Here is a 20,076-nt window from a genome sequence, read left to right as displayed (position 1 = left end):
TGATGCAAACCCGATATGATGGGGATTGGAATCAGCATCACAGCGTGGTTAATTGCGCAGTATATTACTGGCCTTGACCTAGGCTTTTGATTAGTCTGGGAGCATGGTAGTTACAGCGGTAAATGCTGTTTTCGTTAATACCAAAGCAGGAGCCTAATGCCCATTCCATTGACGTTACCAAGCGATCATGTACAGACAAAACCGCTGACCTGGTTATCGGCAAACTCTGCGCGTGGCAACACTTCCCCGGCAGAGCCTGTTTCGATAAACGGACATTCTCGATTAGCGGTGTGTAAATTTTCAGCGGCGACCTTAGGTTCTAAAGAATTAGACAACGATTCACTGGCAATTGAAGAACCGCTGCAGTTGTCGATTGCTTGGTTCAGCTCGACCTTGCAAGCCTATCAGCAGCGCGAGTTGAGTTTAACCATGCGCACCCCTGGACAAGACTTGGCACTTACTCTCGGCTTTCTGTTTAGCCAAAATATTATTAGTGCCATCTCTGATGTTGATGATATTCAATATCAAGCTGTTGCTGATGATGATTCAATGTTTGCGCACAACCACATAGAGATAAAATTGGCCAAGGGAGTGGAATTAGATTGGAGCCAATTGCAGCGTAATTTTGCCAGTTATTCTAGCTGTGGCTTATGTGGTAAAAGCAGTGTCAAAGCGTTAGCGCTTCGTCATCAAGCAAATATCGATAAAGCGAGTGGTTGGCTTGACGAAAAACGGGTGTACCAACTTCCTAATTTATTAAGGGCTCAACAAGTACTTTATCCAGAAACGGGGGCGGTGCATGGAGCGGGTTTATATTCAGCAGGCCAATGGTTGTCTATAGAAGAGGATATCGGTAGGCACAATGCCGTGGATAAAGTACTTGGGCAGTTGTTGTTAAAAAATATTACAGCGTGTCAGACAATATTAGTGTTAACTGGCAGAGTCAGTTTTGAATTAATGCAAAAGGCAGTGCAGGCCAATATCCCAGTAGTGGTCGCGGTGGGCGCGCCTTCAAGCCTTGCTATAGCGGTCGCTAAGCAGTTCGACATAAGCTTAATCGGCTTTACCAAAGCCGAACAATTTAATGTTTATCACGCCCCGTGGCGGATCCGTAACACCAAAAGGAATAGTTAATGAGTCATAAACCTTATACTGGAGCCGCTGGTGGCTGGGGTGCGTTAGCAAGTACCGCTAAACATTTAGTTAAAAGTGAAAATGTTGCCAAGAATGTAAAACGTTTATTGAAAACTAATCAAGACCATGGCTTTGACTGCCCCGGTTGTGCGTGGGGTGAAAAAGGCCAACGGGCTACCTTTCGTTTTTGTGAAAACGGCGCGAAGGCGGTTAATTGGGAAGCGTCATCTAAGCGTGTTAACGCAGATTTTTTCGCCGAGCATTCGGTCAGTTGGTTAGCGAAACAAAGTGACTACTTTCTAGAGTATCAAGGGCGCTTGGCTGAACCCGTCGTCTACAATCAACAAAGCGATCATTATCAAGCCATTTCTTGGGATCAGGCTTTTGCGTTAATTGCTCAGCATTTACATCAGCTCGACAGCCCCAACCAAGCAGAATTCTATACCTCAGGCCGAGCCAGTAACGAAGCGGCATTTTTATACCAATTATTCGCTCGTCGCTTCGGTACCAATAACTTCCCCGATTGTTCGAACATGTGTCATGAAGCCAGTGGCCATGCCTTAATCTCCAGCATTGGTATTGGTAAAGGTACCGTGACTATTGAAGATTTTGAGCTTGCTGATGCAATATTTTTGTTCGGTCAAAACCCCGGCACTAATCACCCTAGAATGTTAGAAACGCTGGCTCATGCTACGCACCGAGGGGCAAAAGTGGTGGCGTTCAACAATTTAAAGGAGCGTGGTTTAGAGCGCTTTGCTAACCCGCAAAAGCCGGTAGAAATGTTGAGTGGAGGCTCTAGTCCTACGACTAGTCATTATTTCACGCCCAAACTGGGTGGCGATATGGCTGCCGTGCGTGGGATGGTAAAGGTGTTATTGTCGAGACATCAGCAAGCCCAGTTACAAGGGCAAGCGGTATTTGATATGGCATTTATCGACAAACACACCCAAGGCTTAGAGACTTACCTGGTAGAGGTAGAACAAACACCTTGGGGTAAAATTGTTGAGCAATCAGGTTTAAGCCAAGTGCAAATTGAGGCGGCGGCAGATCTTTATCAACAGTCTGACAGAGTGATCATTGCTTGGGCAATGGGGATTACTCAGCACAAACATTCTGTGGCCACGATCCACGAGATGACCAACCTGCAGTTATTATTTGGGCAAATCGGTAGACAAGGCGCGGGGGTTTGTCCGGTAAGGGGGCATTCTAATGTTCAAGGTGATCGTACTATGGGAATCAACGAGAAACCTAATGCGGCCTTTTTACAAAGCATTGAACAAGTATTTGGCTTTACGCCGCCACATAAACCGGGACATAACGTGGTTCAAGCCATTGAAGCCATGTTAAATGGGCGTAGTAAGGTGTTTATTGGTCTCGGGGGGAATCTGGTTGCTGCGGCCCCAGATACCCAATTGAGTGAGCAGGCCCTAGCTAACTGTGAGCTCACGGTTAGTATTGCTACTAAGCTAAATAGAACCCATGTGACTCCGGGAAAACAAGCGCTGATCTTGCCCTGCTTGGGTCGAACTGATGTCGACAGTCAATTGAGCGGGCCCCAGCAAGTCACCGTGGAAGATTCTTTTTCAATGGTGCATGGCTCTGCGGGAGTTGTAGATGAAAATACAGAGCATATGCGCTCAGAGCCGGCCATTGTGGCGGGCATCGCGCATGCCACCTTAGGACAATCGCCAATAGACTGGTTATCCGTGGTGGACGATTACGCTCGAATTAGAGATTTGATAGAAAAAACGATTCCCGGCTTTCAGCAGTTTAACCAACGTATAGAACAACCAGGTGGATTTTACCTTGGCAACAGTGCTCGCAACCGACAATGGAATACTGCTATTGGCAAAGCCTTAATAACCACATGCTCTTTACCTGAAGACATTGTCAGCGCTTCGGTAAGAGCATTAACGGATAATCGTATATTTGTGCTGCAAACATTGCGCTCTCATGATCAATATAATACGACTATTTACGGCTTTGAAGACCGTTATCGTGGGATCTATAACGAACGTAAAATTTTGCTGTTAAATCCACAAGATATTAGTGAACTTGGCTTTAATGATGGCGACCTAGTGGATATTGAAACCTTATGGCCAGATGACATTGAGCGTAAAGTATTGGCCTTTAAGTTGGTGAGTTACGATATACCGAGGGGTAATGCAGCGGCCTATTTTCCAGAAGCTAATCCTTTGGTGCCACTGGCTAGCAAGGGTGATTATAGTGATACCCCTACGTCTAAGTCTGTGGCGGTTATGATCAGCGCTACGGTCCTAAGTAAGCAGCAGATTACTACTCATCAAGTTTAAGCGCTGCAATAACAGATAATCGTTTATAGCGGCACGCTCAAAGGAGAGCGAGTGTTAAAGCTGTTGGCTTTTTTTATTGGTAACAGGGCAAGCTTCTGCTTGCGCTATGAACTGTTTGGTATGTTCAATACTTAAAGGTTTGGAAAAATAGTAGCCTTGTAAGTAGTCGACACCTAAATCCGTTAATGTATGCATTTGCTCTTTAGTTTCAATGCCTTCGGCCACTACTTCATATTTCAGTGAATCGGCGATATTCATAACGGCATTGATGATTGCGTAGCCATTGGTATCAATGCGGTCAACAAAAGAGCGGTCAATCTTGACAATGTTTACGGCCAGATCTTGCATCAAGGATAATGATGAATAACCCGTACCAAAATCATCGATTGATACCGTAATCCCTTTCTTTTGCAGCGCTCTAATCTGCGTGGATAATAAGGCCGTATCTGAGGTAAATACTGATTCGGTAATCTCAATATGCAGTTGTTCTGCAGGCAGTTGACTCTGTATCAGCGCGGCAGCGACGATATCAATGAAGTCAGAGTCCTCGAGTTGAATTACCGATACGTTGACACATACTGCCAGCTTTTGCTCAGCTGGCCAGCGACTCGCTACCTCGCAGGCTTGTTGCAGCACCCAGGCCCCAATTTGCCTAATTAAACCGTATTGTTCGGCTATGCTAATGAACTCGTCAGGAGGAATAAACTCTTGCTCAAGCTGCCAGCGTAATAGGGCCTCAAAGGCGACAATGCTTTTATCTGACGAACGCAATATAGGCTGAAAGACTAAACTAAACTGTTGCTTATTTATGGCTTGGCTTAGCCCATCCTTGAGTCGCAATTCTCGGTGTATTTGTTTTTCTAGTTGCTCTGAAAATACCCCCACAGAGCAAGGGATTCGTTTTTTTTGAGCATACATTGCGGTATCAGCAAGCCTAATTAAACTATGTTCGTTATCAGCATGCTCGGGATAAAAGGCAATGCCTACGGTTGCTCCCACTGATAGGCGATTGTTTTCGAAAGAATAGGCAGTAGATAAGTTTTCGATGATTTTCTTCGCATAGGTAATGGCGGATGATTGATTGGTGTTGTTTAACGCGATTAGGAATTCGTCGCCTCCCCAGCGACATAATAGCTTTGGATTGGCGCATTGCTGTTGCAGGCGATCCGCGGTGTTTTTTAATACTTGGTCACCTGTATCGTGGCCAATCGCGTCATTTATTTTTTTAAAACCATCTAAGTCTATAAACAACACTGCGAGTTGCTGATGGGCTTTTTGCGACTGGGTTAGCTCTTGTCTTAAGTGTCTTAAAAAAGCAGTGCGATTAAATAAGTTAGTTAAGGGGTCTAGATTTGATAATTCATAAATAGTATTGGTGCGTTGCTCTACTTGCTCTTCCATTTGGTGAACCAACACGGCATTTTCATTTTTTAGGAGCATGGCTTGTTCGGTAAATAGGGCGTTTTTCTTAGCTATGACCAGCATAACAATGCTGAACAGTAGACCCAGAATCCCAAGCATTTGTTTGTTGTGCTCACCGGAGAGTAATAGCGCTGTTGAAGGAGGCGCGAGTAAAATAAAAGCATAAAACATGGCGGTATGTTTGTGTCCAGCCAATACCGTTGCGGATCCTCCTGCCATGGCGGAAATGATGATGATATGGGTACTTAAATCAATATCACTGGTAAATTCATTGCTCACAATGAACAGCACATATAACGACCACATTACGGCGGTGATATTAGCGCCGGTGATAAAGCGAGCAATCGCTTTGCGGCCATTGAACAGGGTGTTTTTTTGCTGGCTTGTCCACCACCATAAATCGAGTAGCCTAATCAGCAATAGGCTGGTCATCAATAGCCACCACGCGTGTTTAAATTGTGCTATTTCAGGCGAACTAAAGGCGAACACTAGAAAACTAGAGGCAATAATAGAGATTAAGATCCCTGACAAAGCATTGCCATAAAGCAGGTTAGCGGCATCTCGCTGGATACGGTGCTTTAGTGTATTACTCTCGATGTCTAGATTACCTTATTGGGCTTAAAATGAAGCTGTCACTAGCCATTAGTGGTTAACCTTAGCCTTGACTGAGGCATAGAAGTGTATCGGCCTATGAGCGACGAGCTTTATTGGTTTGGCTCGGTTCTGTTATCTCTGTCATGGTTAAATAATAGACCAGAATAAGTGAATTTCTAGCCTTCGCGCCAATAAGCTAAGGCGAGTAAAGGGCAGAGCGGCGTTAGCCAAAATGATAGATAAGGTTTGAATGGGCAAACCTTATCTACAGCGGTGTTGGACTCGTTGAGCCCAAGCACGAGGAATTAGCCACCTCGTTATCGACTAAACGGTTTCTTTATGAATACCTATGGATGTTGTGTTGTCTGACCAACTCGATTCTTTTACTTGGCCATGTAATACTTTTCTTAGTTTTGCATTAGCAGTGCTGGCGTAGTTTTTCTCTTGTTCTAGCTCTTGTTGTTTCTTTTTTAGGGCTTCAGTCATTGACAGTTTTAATGTTCGGTAGTGTCGGTTCGTCAGTATAAATAGGCCAATAATTAGGCATATCAAAATGACGACTATTGCTACAAGCGCCCATACAGGTAGTAGCTTTAAGCTGAAGGGCTGCTGTTCAATAGGTTGCTGAACCAACGCTAAAATTTGTGCACTAAGCTTATTCCCTTCTGCGCGTAATTGCTCGCGTTGCTCTACAAGGCTGTCGAGTTGCTGCTGGATTTGTTTATTTCGCTCGGGGCCTGCTGGAGTATTCGTGAGTGTTTTTTTCAGTCCTGCAATTTGCGCTGCCAAGCGGATAATGTGTTCTTCCAGTTCATTATTGCGGGTTTGTAATCGTTGCTTATCTTCGCTGGTGAATTGCTTATTGATCTGATTACTCAAGTTCTTGTTAGATTGGGTAAGGTTGCTACTGTCTTGCCTAATTTTTTCATTTCGCTCTGCTAGGGCTAAATACTCTTTATGCTTATTGCTCAGCTGGCTATTAAGTTGTCGTGTGGTTTTCTGGGCTGAATTTAAACTAGATTGTAGAGCCGAGATACTATTGGTTCGATTAACCAGTTGTTGTTCCAGCTGTTTTAATTGACCACTGATCAAAGCGTTTGAGGTGTTGGTCGATTTCGCTTTATTGGTGGCTTTAGCGGTGGCTTTTACTGGCTCTTCTGATTTGGCGGAGCGACTAACTGTAGAGGTTTTGTTAAAGTGAGTTAGCGCCGCTTGAACAATGGCTACCGAAGGTTGGCTGGTATAAATGGCTGGGTCGTTTTCAATCACCCATATTTCTAAGCCTTGTTTATCTTTGACCCACTTCCATTCTTTGACATCGGCATGAAATTTTTTTCCATCGCTTAGCACGTAAGAGAACTGTTTAGCATTGCGCCTAAGTGGGATAGTAAACGTAAGGCCAAAGGCATCGGTAGCGCTAGGGGTTAACAAAGACGTTAAGCTAGTCGCCTGACGAAGCCTGAAATCAGCTTTGGCTGGTGTGTTTTGCGAGGCATTGGTGTCATTACTAGGCCAAATATGTAAACCCCAATTATCCTTCTTATTGCCTAATGGCTTAAAGTGAATGCTCATGGTCGCCGAACTTGAGCGATCGCCTGGATTACATTTTAATGAGCCGCAGTGAGTATTCACATTGGCAGCTTTGCTGATGCCACTTAAGCAGCACAACAATAACAAGTAAGTAGAGGTCCTTTTCATACATATTCCCTTTCAATATGATGGCAAAGCCACTTTCGCCTATAAATCCAAACAATCAATCGTCGAAATCATCTAAACGTTTGAACATAGCTGCATTGGCTTTGAGTTCATTTAATCAATCTGCTTCAAATAGTTAATTCTGTTTCCATAACATTAGTTTAGTAAGCGCTTTCTATTTATGTGTGCTTAGAAACGCTAATGCATCGACATTTACTTCGTCATTAGAGGCTTTTGTTTGATTGTTTTTATCTCTCTAAGTTGCTGCTATGTGTGAGTTTAATCCCATTTGTGAGGTCAATATCATTAACTGTCCACGCTAAGGTTTTAAGCCTAAACCACCAATGGTATAAAAGAAAGCGCTTTCAAAATAACTGTGACAAGGATGACAAATAATGAGAGTTAAACAACTTTTAGTGGTGGCTGCACCATGTCTAGTTTTATTGCTTAATGCTTGTGGCTCAACCGATGCTCCCCCAGCCGCAGTGAGTGTCGATGCTACTGATCCCACTGGTCGACCTAACGCGCTATGGCAATTGGTTTGGAGTGATGAATTTAATGCGGCCGACATAGATGTTGCTAAATGGAGCTTTGAAGAACATTGCTGGGGAGGAGGGAACAATGAACAGCAATGTTATACAAAGAGAAAAGCCAATGCCTTTATTGAAAATGGCGCACTGCATATAGCGGCCAAACGCGGAAACTATAGCGGCGCTTCTTTACCCGGCGGTGATAAACGTGTGAAGAAGACCCTTCCATTTACCTCCGCCAAGCTACACACCAAAGGCAAAGTTGATTGGAAGTACGGACGATTTGAAGTCCGCGCTAAAATGCCGCAAGGGCAGGGCACTTGGTCGACAATTTGGATGCTACCCTCAAACTCGGTTTACGGTAAATGGCCTGCGTCGGGGGAAATTGACATTGTAGAAGCGGTAAATCTAAAAACTAAAACTGACCTGCAAGATGCACCCAGCACCCAACGAGAATCGCGCGTTTATGGTGGGTTACATTACGGCCGAGCTTTCCCCGAAAATGTGCGCTCCGGCCAAGCCTACAGCTTACCTTACGGGAAAAACCCCGCAGACAACTTTCATACCTATGCTATCGAGTGGGAGGAAGGCGAGATCCGCTGGTACGTAGATAATCTGCACTATGCAACACAGCGTCAAGACGAGTGGTACAGCCAATTCAAAGAGAATGGTGTGTTGATTAATGGTAAAGGCGCAGCGCCCTTTGATGAAAATTTCCACTTACTACTTAACTTAGCGGTAGGAGGTTCTTGGGCGGAAAATACCAACGATACAGGAGTCGACAGTTCTGTTTTCCCGCAAAATCTAAGTATTGATTATGTCAGGGTGTATCAATGTTCAGTGGATCGTTCAACGGGTAGGGGCTGTGCCACTATTTCTAATGATGCGGCGTTGGTCGAGGGTTACCTTGCTCCAGAGTTATCGGTAGCCGACCGTAGTTTTGCAACCGGCCCGGTATTTGGGTTATTTGAAGACAGTTTAGACGGTCGTCTTACCGCCAACAGTTATGACCCAGAAAATAATATTATCTATCAAGAGCTTGATGAGCTTGGCCGCGGTAAGGTTGTGAAGATCAGTAAATCAGGTAAGGCGGGCAATGTCTATTTTACCGCGCCACCGACCAATATGAGCCACTGGTTAAAAGGTGGAGAGCTGATATTTGATTTAAACATTCAATCTATGGATAAAAGTGCGGCACTGTTGGTGAAAATGGACAGTGGTTGGCCTGATGCTAGTGACTTTAAGGTAAATTTACCTAAAAAAGGTGAATGGGCCCAGATTAGAGTGAACGTTGCTGATCTCGTGGCAAATGGTAATAGCTTGGTGTCGGGTAAGTTTGTTGATATGACGCAAGTGACAAATTTATTTGTGATAGAACCCACCGGCAAGATGACCTTTAAATTGGATAATATTCGCTTTGAGTACCCTGAAGCCGATATGCCAATCAATTTTGATAAAGTAGAGGCTAATTATCAGTTAGTGGATTTTGGCGGTAATCAAACCGAGATCATTGATGACCCTAAAGGCCAAAAAGGGCGTGTTGCCGCCACCGTTAAGTCAGAAAATGCCGCAATATGGGCCGGTACAACGGTTGGCGGGGTCGATGGTTTTGCCAGTCCCTTGGTGATGAAGGGTGATAAACCTACGTTAAGCCTTTGGGTATATTCTTCTGAGGCTGGTGTCCCGGTAAGGCTTAAAATTGCTGATAGCAAAGAAGGACAGCACTTCGCTGAGGTAGAAGTTAAAACACGCAGCGCTAACCAATGGGAGCGGTTGAACTTCGATTTCTCTACAGCGAATCCTAGCCTGAATAGCCGTTGGAACTATAACAAAGTGACGGTGTTTTTTAATTTTGGTGTACGCGGTGAAGATGTCGGACCAAAAGTGTTCTACTGGGATGAGTTGAAGGTAGCACCTTAAATAACAGTAGGCCAGAAACCTGAACTGATGACGCTCTCTTCGAGTTCTAGATATTGATTAACAAAAGCATCTACGGATGCTTTTTTCTTTCCAGCTAGATAGGCCCAGACTCCCTTTGAGGGCGTTTCAACTACAGAGGCCGCCCATTAGCAAAGCTAGTGCCCTCGATGTCTTAGCGATCAGATAGCGATAGTTCAAACGACTCAGTGCTTAGCGTCCTGTGAACGTAATGACTTGAGCTTGCTTTAGGTCTAGGTCAGTGATGTGTAGCCTTATCAAAGGTATTGATTTAAGGGGGCTGAAACTAACGCTGTGAATCTAGCTTGAAGGGGTGGAATGATGGGTTGGAGCGATGGGGAATAGCCTAAAAAAAGGGCTAAGCACTTATCTGCTTAACCCTTATGTAGAGGGGCTGTTCACCCCCTATTTAACACCAAATTCGCTACTTTTCGAAACGAATGTTATCTAGCTTTATTACAGTGTTAGGCGACTGTTCAAATACCAACAAGTTTCTAATTTCTGCGATATTGGCAGCGCCTCCAGCAAAGCGATTACCGCCAGCTAGGATGTCAGCAATACTAATTTTCACTTCACCCCAGCTACCAACAGGAGGTAACTCTACGGTGTAATCACTGGTGTTCGGCCAGCCACTATCCAATTTAACTAGCAGTTCGGCGGCGCTTGCTTGGCTCTCTACTTTCACGTCTAGCACTAAATGGCCGGTCTCTAACCAATGTGTTAAATCGGTCTTTGGCGCGCGGAAATAGATGTTACCAGCCCCATCTTGCTTCGTGACTTGAATAACTTTGCCGCGACCTGCTTCTTCAACTTCCGCGTATTCAACCGCATCAACCGGATTGTAGCTTTCAAAGGCTAGGTTGCTATTTAGGTTATCGGTATAGATATCCAATAGCGGGCCATCGGCATAACTATCATCCGCAGCTAAAATAGCAGGAGGCTCTACACCAGGCACTAACACCGCATCTTCTGACACTGACGCACAACCTTTACCTTTCCAGCGGTCCACTCTACAGCGATATACGCGCACATAGTCAACTGACAAGGCTTGCGGGAACACCGATTCATCAATCCCGTGTTCATTGGCTTTAGCCGCCCAGTTTCCGCCTACCGCTAGGTTTAGAAGTAAGTGAAATTTTTGGTTAAACGGCGCGCCGGGTTCAGTAGCAGTGATTAACTCCCCGTCTTTTTCGTATTGACTATACCAACCATTATCTTTCTGAGTGGCAAAATGAATATTGTCGACATACCAGCGTATCTCGCCTTCTTCCCATTCAATGGCGTAGGTGTGGTAGTCATCGGCTGGGTTAATGCCGTTAGGTAGTTTGGCGCCTTGGCCTGTGTGGGCGTTATCAGGCCACTTTTTACCAAAGTGTAAGGTGCCATGAACTCGGCTTTCAGGTTGACCAATTGAACCTTTTTCATCAGAAGAGGTTTTTAGGTTAACCGCTTCCATAATGTCAATTTCCCCCGATGCTGCCCAACCACCATATACCCAATCAGTAGGTAGCATCCAAATGGCTGGCCATGTTCCCTGTCCTTCAGGTAGCTTTGCTCTTACTTCAAAGCGACCGTATTTCCAATCACCTTTGTTTAAGGTACGTAAACGGGCAGAGGTATAAGGCAAGGTTTTATTTAAACCCTTCTTACCATCAGGATTGTCTGGCCCAGTAAAGTTACCTCTTTTGGCGACAATGTGCAGTTTACCGTCTTCTACAAACGAGTTTGCTTTGCGTTTGGTGTAACACTGTTGCTCGTTATTACCGCCGCCCCAACAGTTCTGCTCCCAACCCCATTTTCTGGTGTCAATCTCGTCACCATCAAATTCATCACTCCAGATGAGTTTCCATGAATCACTTGGCTCTACCGGCTCGGCTGTGAGTACCAATGCTTCTTTTGTAATAACCAGTTGGTGTTCGCCACTATCTGCAGGCGTTGAACCACAACCGCTCATTGTCGCTGTCACTGCTAATGCGGTAATGGTCATCAGCGGTTTTGACCAATTTTTCATCATCTATCTTCCCTATAATGCGAAATTATTTTGTAAGCGCTTTCTTTTATAGCACTTATCAAGGAGTCTTTGAATATTACCGCTTTAATCACGTCAATTGTTGTTAGCATTTGCGATTCAACTCACACCAGCCTTGAAACCGTAGGTCAGCATTACGGATTTGTATAGCGTGCTTACGTTATCGTTTTATTCGCTTTAAAATGATTTACCGACGGGTTTTTACCCTGTATTTTAGCAAGCGCTTTCTTTGTGAGGGTGGCTATAAGCTAACCATTTTATTAAGTGGAGGGCAGTGACCACGTGGTTTGCGATGTGATATATGGCAAAATGAATTAATGCTAAAAAGCTGTGCTATTATCGCAAAAACAATGTTGGCTTTGTAATAAGATGATTTTTTCGTAAGAAGTCGATTATTGTTAGTATTATAATAATACACAAAAGGGTTGGCGTTCAGAGCATTTGCTAAAGTCAGTGAATGTCTGTCATCTAGGTTTTCGTTCAGTAGAGTTTGATAGAAACAGTAAGGTAAGTGAGTTGATTACAATCAAGGAAGTTTCTGAGTTGGCTAAAGTCTCTCAGGCTACAGTATCAAGAGCTATTAACGGGCATTCCTCAGTTAAAGAAAAGAACCGAGTTAAGGTGTTTGATGCCATTGAGCAACTAGGCTATAAACCTAATACCTTTGCTCAGGCTTTGGCGTCTAATCGTTCGAATAGTATCGGTATGTTAGTGGGAAGCTTAGATGGTCCGTATTTTGGCCCATTGATGTATAACACCGAGAATATTATTCGCGAGCAAAAACTACACCTCATTGTTGCGAGTGGCCAAGAATCGAAAACTAAAGAAGTAGATTCCATCGAGTTTTTGTCCTCAAAAAAAGTGGATGGGCTAATTATTCACGCAGATAAGCTTTCTGATAATGAACTGATTAAGATTACTGAGGATACCCCTGCGTCAATTATCCTTAATCGGAATATCCCAGAGCTCGCCGACCACTGTATTTGGATCGATAACGAGTTAGGCGGCTATTTGGCCACCAAGCATTTAATTGAAAACGGCCATGTTAAAGTGGCCTGTATTACTGGCCAAATGAGCAAAGTGGAAAGCCGTGACCGCTTGCAAGGCTATCGAAATGCCTTAGCTGAGTATGGCATCCCTTATGATACGAACTTAGTGATTGAAGGTCGGTTTGATCACGAAGGTAATCATGAAACTGTTCATAGACTAATGGCAAGAGACAGTGGTTTCACCGCCATTTTCTGTCAAAACGATAACATAGCCTTAGCGGTATACAACGTGGCTAGCGATATGAAGCTGACAGTGGGCGAAGATATTTCAATTGTCGGTTTTGATAACGATACCTATAGCCAACATATCCGCCCTAGGCTGACCACGGTAAGCTTTCCGATTGAAAAAATGAGCAATGATGCCGCCCACGGAGTGATTGCTCTGATGAACGATCAAAAATATCCGATTGCCGGTAGATTAGAGCCGAAGTTGATTGTTCGAGACTCTGTGAAGCCAATAAATCCTTAAAAAATCACCGGTAAAAGAAAAGGCTTAGTTAATAACTAAGCCTTTTTTGTGTCGCGCTAGCGATACGCTAACTTCGCCATAGTTCAGTTTTAAACTGGCTTAACCGAGATTGAATTTCTTCACCTACTAAGATTTTGGGGGAGTTATGCTCATCTGTATCACGGTTTTCTACAATCAATACTTTGGCATCAAGGCTTAAAGTATGGGTGTGATAAACACCTTGTTTGATGGTGTAGATTTTATTCGGAAGCATGTCATAAGCAACAATTTCTGCAATGTCATCATTACTGACTTCAGCGCAGAATAGAATGCACTTGCCTTCTAACAACACAAATACTTCGTCAGTCTCTAAATGACATTGAAAGTTGTCTATTTGCTCTGTTTCTAGCTCGTCGATATAGTTAAGTAGAGCAACCCGCCAGGTCTGAAAATCAACGACGGGAGAGTATCCCGCCGCGTTAAATTCAGACACCTCTAAAAGGTGACTATTCACTATCTTCTCCTGCTTTAATCTAATAGCAGGTTGTTAGGAATTGACACTACAATCTGCTTCAATTTACCGTTACGCTCAAAGATATCACGGCTTAACTCGGCGTTAAGCGCCAGGGTATTCACAGTGATTAGTGCGTTATCGCTCGTGGTTATTTCGATCTTAGCGGTATCATCAGCCTCAAGTTGGTAAATGAATGGGATTTGGCAATAAGTAAATGCCAAACTGCCCGCGGCCAACTCAATCGACTGAGTCTCGCCGTCAAGACCGATAAACTGATAGCTGTCGGCTTCGCTTAAGAACTCTCTATTGCGCAGAAGTGAGGGCTGAATCGATATTTCACCCTTATCAACCAATAAACCTAACTCACCAAAGCGGGTAAGAATCTCTTCTTTCACTTGGCCGGTCATGCCTGGTTGCTGAGCACCAGCTTGCTTAGGCGTATGCGAGTATGGGTCGGTTGGGAAGGCACCATAAACTTGTGGTGTTTTGTTGAAACCAATTCCTTCACGTACGCGGTAGTAGTATTCCGCTAATTGCTGGGTAGCCGCAGAGTTTGGATCAATCTCTCTGGCACTAAAGTAGTTTTCTTGAACGGCCAGCAACAGTTTCGACACCATGTGCCAATAGATGGAGCCTAAACCTTCATAACCAAACATGGTACCCGAACGACCAGTAAATGCTTGGTGATTAAATACTTCTTCATAGCAGGCTAACACATCATCCCAGCAGGCTTTATCAACACCTTTGTATTCTTGTTTTATCGATGCCAATACCTCAGAAAGCGGACCCGCGTTGTCGAAGTTTTGATTGAAGTGATATAGGCCATCTATATCCATTTCTATTACTCGACGGTCGCCCTTAGCTACCATAGCATTGAGCAAGGCATTGCCTTCTACACGGGTTTTGCTGATAGAGTTTTTATCCGCAAATTTAGACAAATCTCTGTCAGGGTAAAGCATGAAGGTATTTTGATCTGCCCGGAACATTTCACTGCCATAGAGTTTTTCTAGTAGCTGTACTGCTTCTTCAGGGGTTAATACACCCGCTGATAACACCGCGACTTGGCCTTCAAGCATTGGGTAGAGTAAATCTACATCTACAGTGCTTTCTGAATAGTTAATAATGTTATAAGCATTATATAAACCGTCTTTACGTAGGTTGGTTGCAATGCTTTGATCGATGACAGTTAAGCTTGCTGTAAGCATCTGTTGGAGCTCTACAGCGTCGATACTTACTTTGCCGGCAAACCCATTAGCGTATACTTTGGCGCGATATGTAGCAGCCGCTTGGGTAAGTTGTCTCAGTACTTTATTGCGGCTTTGGCTATCTACTACACCAGACTTAGCTAACTGACTGGCTTCGGTCAGAATTGAAGAGGTCGCTTTTAACCATTCTGCCACTTCCAACGATAAATCTAGTTGGCCTTGTTGATCGGTAAATAGTTGTTGCATGAAACTAACGTAACGACGCATGTAATACAGCGTCACCATTGACAGGCCGGTACCCACAATGGCGTTGTTCGCATCGTTCCATTCAGGTCTTTGGGTATTCAACCAGATACCACCATCTAAGACTAAGTTGCCCAGTTTAGCGAGTAGTGGTACCAACAGCTTTTCGCTTAGATTAACTAAATAGACCTCTTGGTCTTTATCTAAGACTAAGCGGGCATCACTGCCGATGAGGCTTTCTCTAGCTTCAATAATGCTTTGTTTATTATCGTTAAATACGACGGTGTTTTTGGCGTCGGCAAATAGCTTGTCAGCGCCTTCAATTTCATAAGGTACGTTGGCATAACTAAAGATGCTGCTGCTTAATAGTTCATTAAGTTCAGTGGGTTGATATTTTTTAGATAACTCTAAAAATTTCAGTAGGTAGATGATCTGGTGATCACCCCAGTAACCAATGTTGCTCCAGATATCGTCATCTTCAAGTAGTTCCCAATCAACCCCCGCTTTGGTGATACGGTAAGGGTTGTAACCATCAATCGTTGAGGCATTAACAAACTTAGAGATAAACGACTTAATGAAACTCGGGTAGCTCAGACCTAGTGCTTCCCAGTTTTGGAAAATGTCGCGCCAGTTGCCTTGGTAAGACAGCAAGCGGTCACCATTTTCGTCTTTTAATTTAATTTCAAAGTGGTTCCATGGACGGCTTGGGTCACCATGGCGACGGCCAAAGGTTAGTGGCAAATATTCATGGCAAAGGCGCAACAGCTGAGGGTCGTTTTGTTTGGCGGCCAACATCAACAATTGGTCATAGTTAATCTGCTCAGGTAATCGCTCTAAAAACGCCTCTTGTTGCAGCGCAACTTGGGTATTGGCACCTTTTAATGTACGGATAAAATCACTGGTATCTACCCAGTACTGGTCAACCACAACACCACCACGCATGTTATTAAATAACACATTGGCATAATGGTGAACCGACGTCTCATCTTCAGCCGTTTTTTGGTAGGCATCGCTACCAGCCATTAATTTAATCAACTCTTGGTGATTATCTTCCACTGATTGCTCAAGCTCAGCGGTAAGCTGTTGTGGCTTAGCTATCAGCTGTTTCAATTGGGCTAAATCACTGTGTGACTGATCAATATCGGCAACAATTGTCCAGTTTTCTTGCTGACCTGGCTCCAGTTGACAGATTTTGTGAACAAAATAAGCGCCACGTAAACCGCGAGTCAGCTCTTCGTTTTCAATCGCTTGGCCCTTACGGAAGGCATTAACTTGTTTACTAGAAAGTAAAATTGATTGGTCGTGTTCACTGATAGAGAAAACGCTGGTGGCTAACAGTGACTCAGCAGGCTCAGCGCGGTCGCTAAGTTTAGCGTATAAGCTAAATGTCGCTAAACTAGAGTCAGCTGGGCGCTCATTCCATTTATAGGCGTCAAGTAGGGCACTGCTGCCTTGCATAATCGCAAACGGAGTATTGGCAGGTAGCAGGTTTTGCAAACCGTCGATTAATTCAATGTTACGTGTATTGGCTGTGGTATTGCTGATGGTTGCGCTGCGGATAAAACCAAATTTATCACTGGTGCTCCACTGATATTTAAAACTTAGGCCTAAATCAAAGTTTAGCTCTTCAAAGATGATTTTATCGCCAGCCACATTTTTGTAGATGTTGCGGCGTAATTGGTAAAGGCTGTTATGCTGTAGGTTAAACGGTTCCCAGAATTGACAGCCGCTATCGTCGGTGATTTTAACAATGGTTTTGCTGCCCGTATTTTCAGCGCTTTCGTGAATATAATCTACCGACTTATAGGGAAACAAAGCGTTTTCGGGGCGGATCCTGCCTGCCGACAAACAACCTGTAGAAGAGATAAATAGCCAGTGGTCACTGGCTGATACCACACTGATAAAAAATGGATTCATCTGATCAACATTTTTTATTTGATAGTATTTATCTCCATCAATAGAAACAAACGTCCCTGTTACTTCTTTTGTTTGTGTGTCCATGTTCTCTACAATCATAATTTTTAAACCTATGTAAGCGCTTACTTGTAAGCTGCTAAAAAAACTTATCTACGTTAAATGTTAAAACAACGAATGAAATGGTCGTCAGCAAGTTGTGTGACTTCTGGGAAGCTAGTGCTGCATCGCTCTTGCGCTTGAGGGCAACGAGCGGCAAACGGACAACCTACTGAAGTGGGGTGCCACATAGGGATGTCTCCTTTTTTAGCTCCAAGTTCACGACGACCGCTTTTAGTCGCTTCAGGCACAGCTGAAAGTAACAGTTTGGTATAAGGGTGTTGCGGAGTTTGCGTTACCTTATCACTGTTGCCCCATTCCACCATGTGGCCTACATACATCACAGCAGTTTTTTCCGCAAAGTAGCGCGCTGTCGCAATATCATGAGTGATGTACATGAAAGAAATGCCATGTTTGTCTTTTAAATCGGCCATCAGGTTCAAAATACCTAAACGGACCGATACATCTAGCATAGAGATTGGCTCATCAGCCAAAATTACCTCAGGGTCTACCGCTAATGCTCTGGCGATGGCGACACGTTGTCGTTGTCCGCCACTTAGCTCATGAGGATATTTAGCCGCAGTTTCTACTACTGGTGAAAGGCCGACCAAATCAAGGAGTTCATGAACTAACTTTGTGACTGTATTTTTATCTGCGCGCTTATGAATCTGCAATGGGCGGGCAATATGATGGTAGATAGAGTGCACTGGGTTAAGAGAGCCAAATGGGTCTTGGAAAATCATTTGCACTTGTCTAGCGTATTCTAGGCTACCGTGTTGTTTTACAAACTCATCTAAGGGTTGTCCTTTAAAGATGATGTCGCCGCCATTTTTTTCGTAAATACGCGTAAGCACTCGGGCGCCAGTACTCTTACCTGAGCCTGATTCACCCACAATGGCTAAGGCCTCACCTTTACATAGATCAAATGACACATCATTGACCGCTCTCATCAAGTTATCTTTACTTGAAGAGTGGCCCATAGGGAAATCTTTAATTAAGTTTCTAACCGATAAAACGGCTTCTTTAGGAGTGTTTGAACTCATCTCTATATCTCCAGTATGTGGCAAGCCGCGTGGGTATTATTGGCTTGAGCACGAAGGATCGGCTCATTGGTTTTACAAACGTCTATGCAGCTTTTACAACGCTCTTGGAAATTACAGCCAGTGGGCAATTTGAGTAAGTTAACCGGATCTCCCGGAATGCCATACAAACGCTCTTTAGGGCCATGAATAGTTGGGAACGATGACACTAAACCTTTGGTGTAGGGGTGGGTCGGTTGGGTAAATACAGTTTTCGCATCGCCGAGTTCAATCAGGTTACCTGCGTACATGACGCCAATGCGGTCTGCAATCTCGCCCATAAGGCTTAAATCATGGCTAATAAACAAAATTGAGAATCCAAATTTTTCTTTTAGATCGTACAACTCATTTAAAATTTCTCGCTCTACTACCACGTCTAGAGCGGTGGTTGGCTCATCCATGATAATCAGCTTGGGCTCAAGCGCGAGCGCAATAGCAATCACGACGCGTTGACGCATGCCGCCACTTAATTGGTGAGGGAAGCTTGTCATGCGATCGCCATGAATACCGACAATGCCTAATAGCTCTTTTGCTTTAGCTACCGCTTGTTTCTTGCTCACATCTTTATGAGCAAGAATGACGTCAATTAACTGCTCACCAATGGTAATAACAGGGTTGAGCGAATTCATCGCACTCTGAAATACAATCGAGACATCATTCCAACGAAAAGCACGTAACTCTTTGTCAGACATTTTCAGTACATCACGCCCCTTATAAAGTATTTCACCTTCAGGGATCAGCGCGGGTGCTTTGTGCAAACGAGAAATCGCGAAGGCGAGGGTACTTTTACCACAGCCCGATTCGCCGGCTATCCCTACGGTTTCGCCCGGTGCGATGCTAAGGCTCACATTGTTTACCGCGCGAGCAATACCGTTGGGTGATACGTAATCAACGCTTAAGTTGTTAATTTCTAATAGTGGCTGGCTCATGCTAAACCTCGGCGTTGATCTGCAGCTTTTTGAAGTTTCTTCCACACTTTAAGGTGTGGTCCGGTTTTCAGTTTCGGGTTACTGACTTGGTCAATAGACATGTTAATGAGTGCTAATGCACCGCCAGTGATAGCCAATGCGATTGCTGGGACTAACATTTCCCACCATGCTCCGGTATAGAGTGATGAAGATACTTGCGCCCAATACAGCATTGAACCCCAACTCACTTCGGTAGCGTCACCTAAGCCTAGAATGCCTAATCCTGCTTCAGAACCCATGGCGTAAATAACCGTACCTAAGAAGCCACCAAATACAATCGATACCAGATTTGGCAAAATCTCTACTAAGATAATGCGTATTTTTGATTCGCCCATGACTTCAGCAGAAATGATGAATTCTTTATTACGTATTGCTAAGGTTTGTGCGCGAATTACCCTGGCGCCCCATGGCCAGGATGTTACCCCTAACAGCACAGTAATCACCAATGACCCCACTTGCCCCAGAAAAGCCGCTAACACAATCAACAAGGGAAGCTGCGGAAAAACCAAAAACACGTTAGTGACGAAGTTTAACCATTCATCTACCTTGCCACCTAAGTAACCAGAGCTTACGCCCACGGCCACCGCAATAGTCATGGCAATGATGCCAGCGGTAATGGCTACAGTGAGTGATTTTCTTGCGCCATACAGTACTTGGCTAAATACGTCTCGGCCGTTACGGGTGGTACCCATAATGTGTTCTGCGTTGGGTGCAACATGTGGTCGAGAAACACGTTTTTGTGGATCATGCGATGCAATCACCGGCGCAAATAGTGCACCAATTAAAATAATACTAACCAGTAAGCCGCCGATAATTGCCGGTGGGTTACCATGAAAAAATGCGCGAGCTTTAACAAAAAACTGTTTAAACTTGGCTGAAGTAGTTAAGTGTTCCATAGTGAGC

The 20,076-nt window shown here is 44.2% G+C and carries 12 protein-coding genes; 4 read left to right on the top strand and 8 right to left on the bottom strand.

Annotated elements, in window-relative coordinates:
• Nucleotides 1–156 precede the first annotated feature (156 nt).
• Together ACVFI8_RS05605 and ACVFI8_RS05600 are read left to right on the top strand one after the other, a co-directional pair.
• Nucleotides 157–1,134: a formate dehydrogenase accessory sulfurtransferase FdhD gene (locus tag ACVFI8_RS05605; protein WP_457873303.1), complete on the top strand. Its 978-nt coding sequence runs from the start codon at nucleotides 157–159 to the stop codon at nucleotides 1,132–1,134.
• A complete protein-coding gene (locus ACVFI8_RS05600; RefSeq protein ID WP_457873302.1) occupies nucleotides 1,134–3,446 on the top strand; it encodes an FdhF/YdeP family oxidoreductase in 2,313 nt (770 codons plus the stop codon). Before ACVFI8_RS05605 ends, ACVFI8_RS05600 begins: the two co-directional genes overlap by 1 nt.
• A 54-nt stretch (nucleotides 3,447–3,500) precedes the next feature.
• Here the strand turns inward: ACVFI8_RS05600 and ACVFI8_RS05595 are convergent, their stop codons facing one another.
• Nucleotides 3,501–5,399 carry a putative bifunctional diguanylate cyclase/phosphodiesterase gene (locus tag ACVFI8_RS05595; RefSeq protein WP_248714448.1) on the bottom strand — a complete coding sequence of 633 codons (1,899 nt, stop codon included), beginning with the start codon at nucleotides 5,397–5,399 and terminating at the stop codon, nucleotides 3,501–3,503.
• Nucleotides 5,400–5,786: 387 nt separating this feature from the next.
• Nucleotides 5,787–7,160, bottom strand: a complete 1,374-nt coding sequence (locus ACVFI8_RS05590) for a pullulanase-associated domain-containing protein (RefSeq protein WP_457873301.1) — start codon at nucleotides 7,158–7,160, stop codon at nucleotides 5,787–5,789.
• 392 nt (nucleotides 7,161–7,552) lie between these two features.
• Between ACVFI8_RS05590 and ACVFI8_RS05585 the strand changes: the two genes are divergently transcribed.
• Nucleotides 7,553–9,607 carry a family 16 glycosylhydrolase gene (locus ACVFI8_RS05585; protein ID WP_457873300.1) on the top strand — a complete coding sequence of 685 codons (2,055 nt, stop codon included), beginning with the start codon at nucleotides 7,553–7,555 and terminating at the stop codon, nucleotides 9,605–9,607.
• Nucleotides 9,608–10,049: 442 nt separating this feature from the next.
• Here the strand turns inward: ACVFI8_RS05585 and ACVFI8_RS05580 are convergent, their stop codons facing one another.
• Nucleotides 10,050–11,639: a glycoside hydrolase family 16 protein gene (locus tag ACVFI8_RS05580; RefSeq protein WP_457873299.1), complete on the bottom strand. Its 1,590-nt coding sequence runs from the start codon at nucleotides 11,637–11,639 to the stop codon at nucleotides 10,050–10,052.
• A 531-nt stretch (nucleotides 11,640–12,170) separates the two neighbouring features.
• Here ACVFI8_RS05580 and ACVFI8_RS05575 point away from each other — a divergent pair.
• The gene (locus ACVFI8_RS05575; protein ID WP_248714452.1) at nucleotides 12,171–13,172 is read left to right on the top strand and encodes a LacI family DNA-binding transcriptional regulator; all 1,002 of its coding nucleotides are present in this window, start codon (nucleotides 12,171–12,173) and stop codon (nucleotides 13,170–13,172) included.
• Between the two features lie 67 nt (nucleotides 13,173–13,239).
• On the opposite strand, the gene ACVFI8_RS05570 is transcribed toward ACVFI8_RS05575, so the two are convergent.
• The 5 genes from ACVFI8_RS05570 to ACVFI8_RS05550 form a co-directional block, all read right to left on the bottom strand.
• Nucleotides 13,240–13,665, bottom strand: a complete 426-nt coding sequence (locus ACVFI8_RS05570; protein ID WP_248714453.1) for a hypothetical protein — start codon at nucleotides 13,663–13,665, stop codon at nucleotides 13,240–13,242.
• A gap of 14 nt (nucleotides 13,666–13,679) precedes the next feature.
• Nucleotides 13,680–17,114 (bottom strand): hypothetical protein, encoded by a 3,435-nt coding sequence (locus tag ACVFI8_RS05565; RefSeq protein ID WP_457873298.1) that lies wholly within the window; start codon nucleotides 17,112–17,114, stop codon nucleotides 13,680–13,682.
• 71 nt (nucleotides 17,115–17,185) lie between these two features.
• On the bottom strand, nucleotides 17,186–18,169 hold the full coding sequence (locus tag ACVFI8_RS05560; protein WP_248714455.1) for an ABC transporter ATP-binding protein: 984 nt from the start codon (nucleotides 18,167–18,169) through the stop codon (nucleotides 17,186–17,188).
• A 2-nt stretch (nucleotides 18,170–18,171) separates the two neighbouring features.
• A complete protein-coding gene (locus ACVFI8_RS05555) occupies nucleotides 18,172–19,134 on the bottom strand; it encodes an ABC transporter ATP-binding protein (protein ID WP_248714456.1) in 963 nt (320 codons plus the stop codon).
• Nucleotides 19,131–20,069 carry an ABC transporter permease gene (locus ACVFI8_RS05550; protein WP_248714457.1) on the bottom strand — a complete coding sequence of 313 codons (939 nt, stop codon included), beginning with the start codon at nucleotides 20,067–20,069 and terminating at the stop codon, nucleotides 19,131–19,133. Before ACVFI8_RS05550 ends, ACVFI8_RS05555 begins: the two co-directional genes overlap by 4 nt.
• Nucleotides 20,070–20,076: the final 7 nt, after the last annotated feature.

It is taken from the genome of Agarivorans sp. MS3-6 (assembly GCF_054112545.1).
This window is presented reverse-complemented; position numbering and strand designations above follow the sequence as displayed.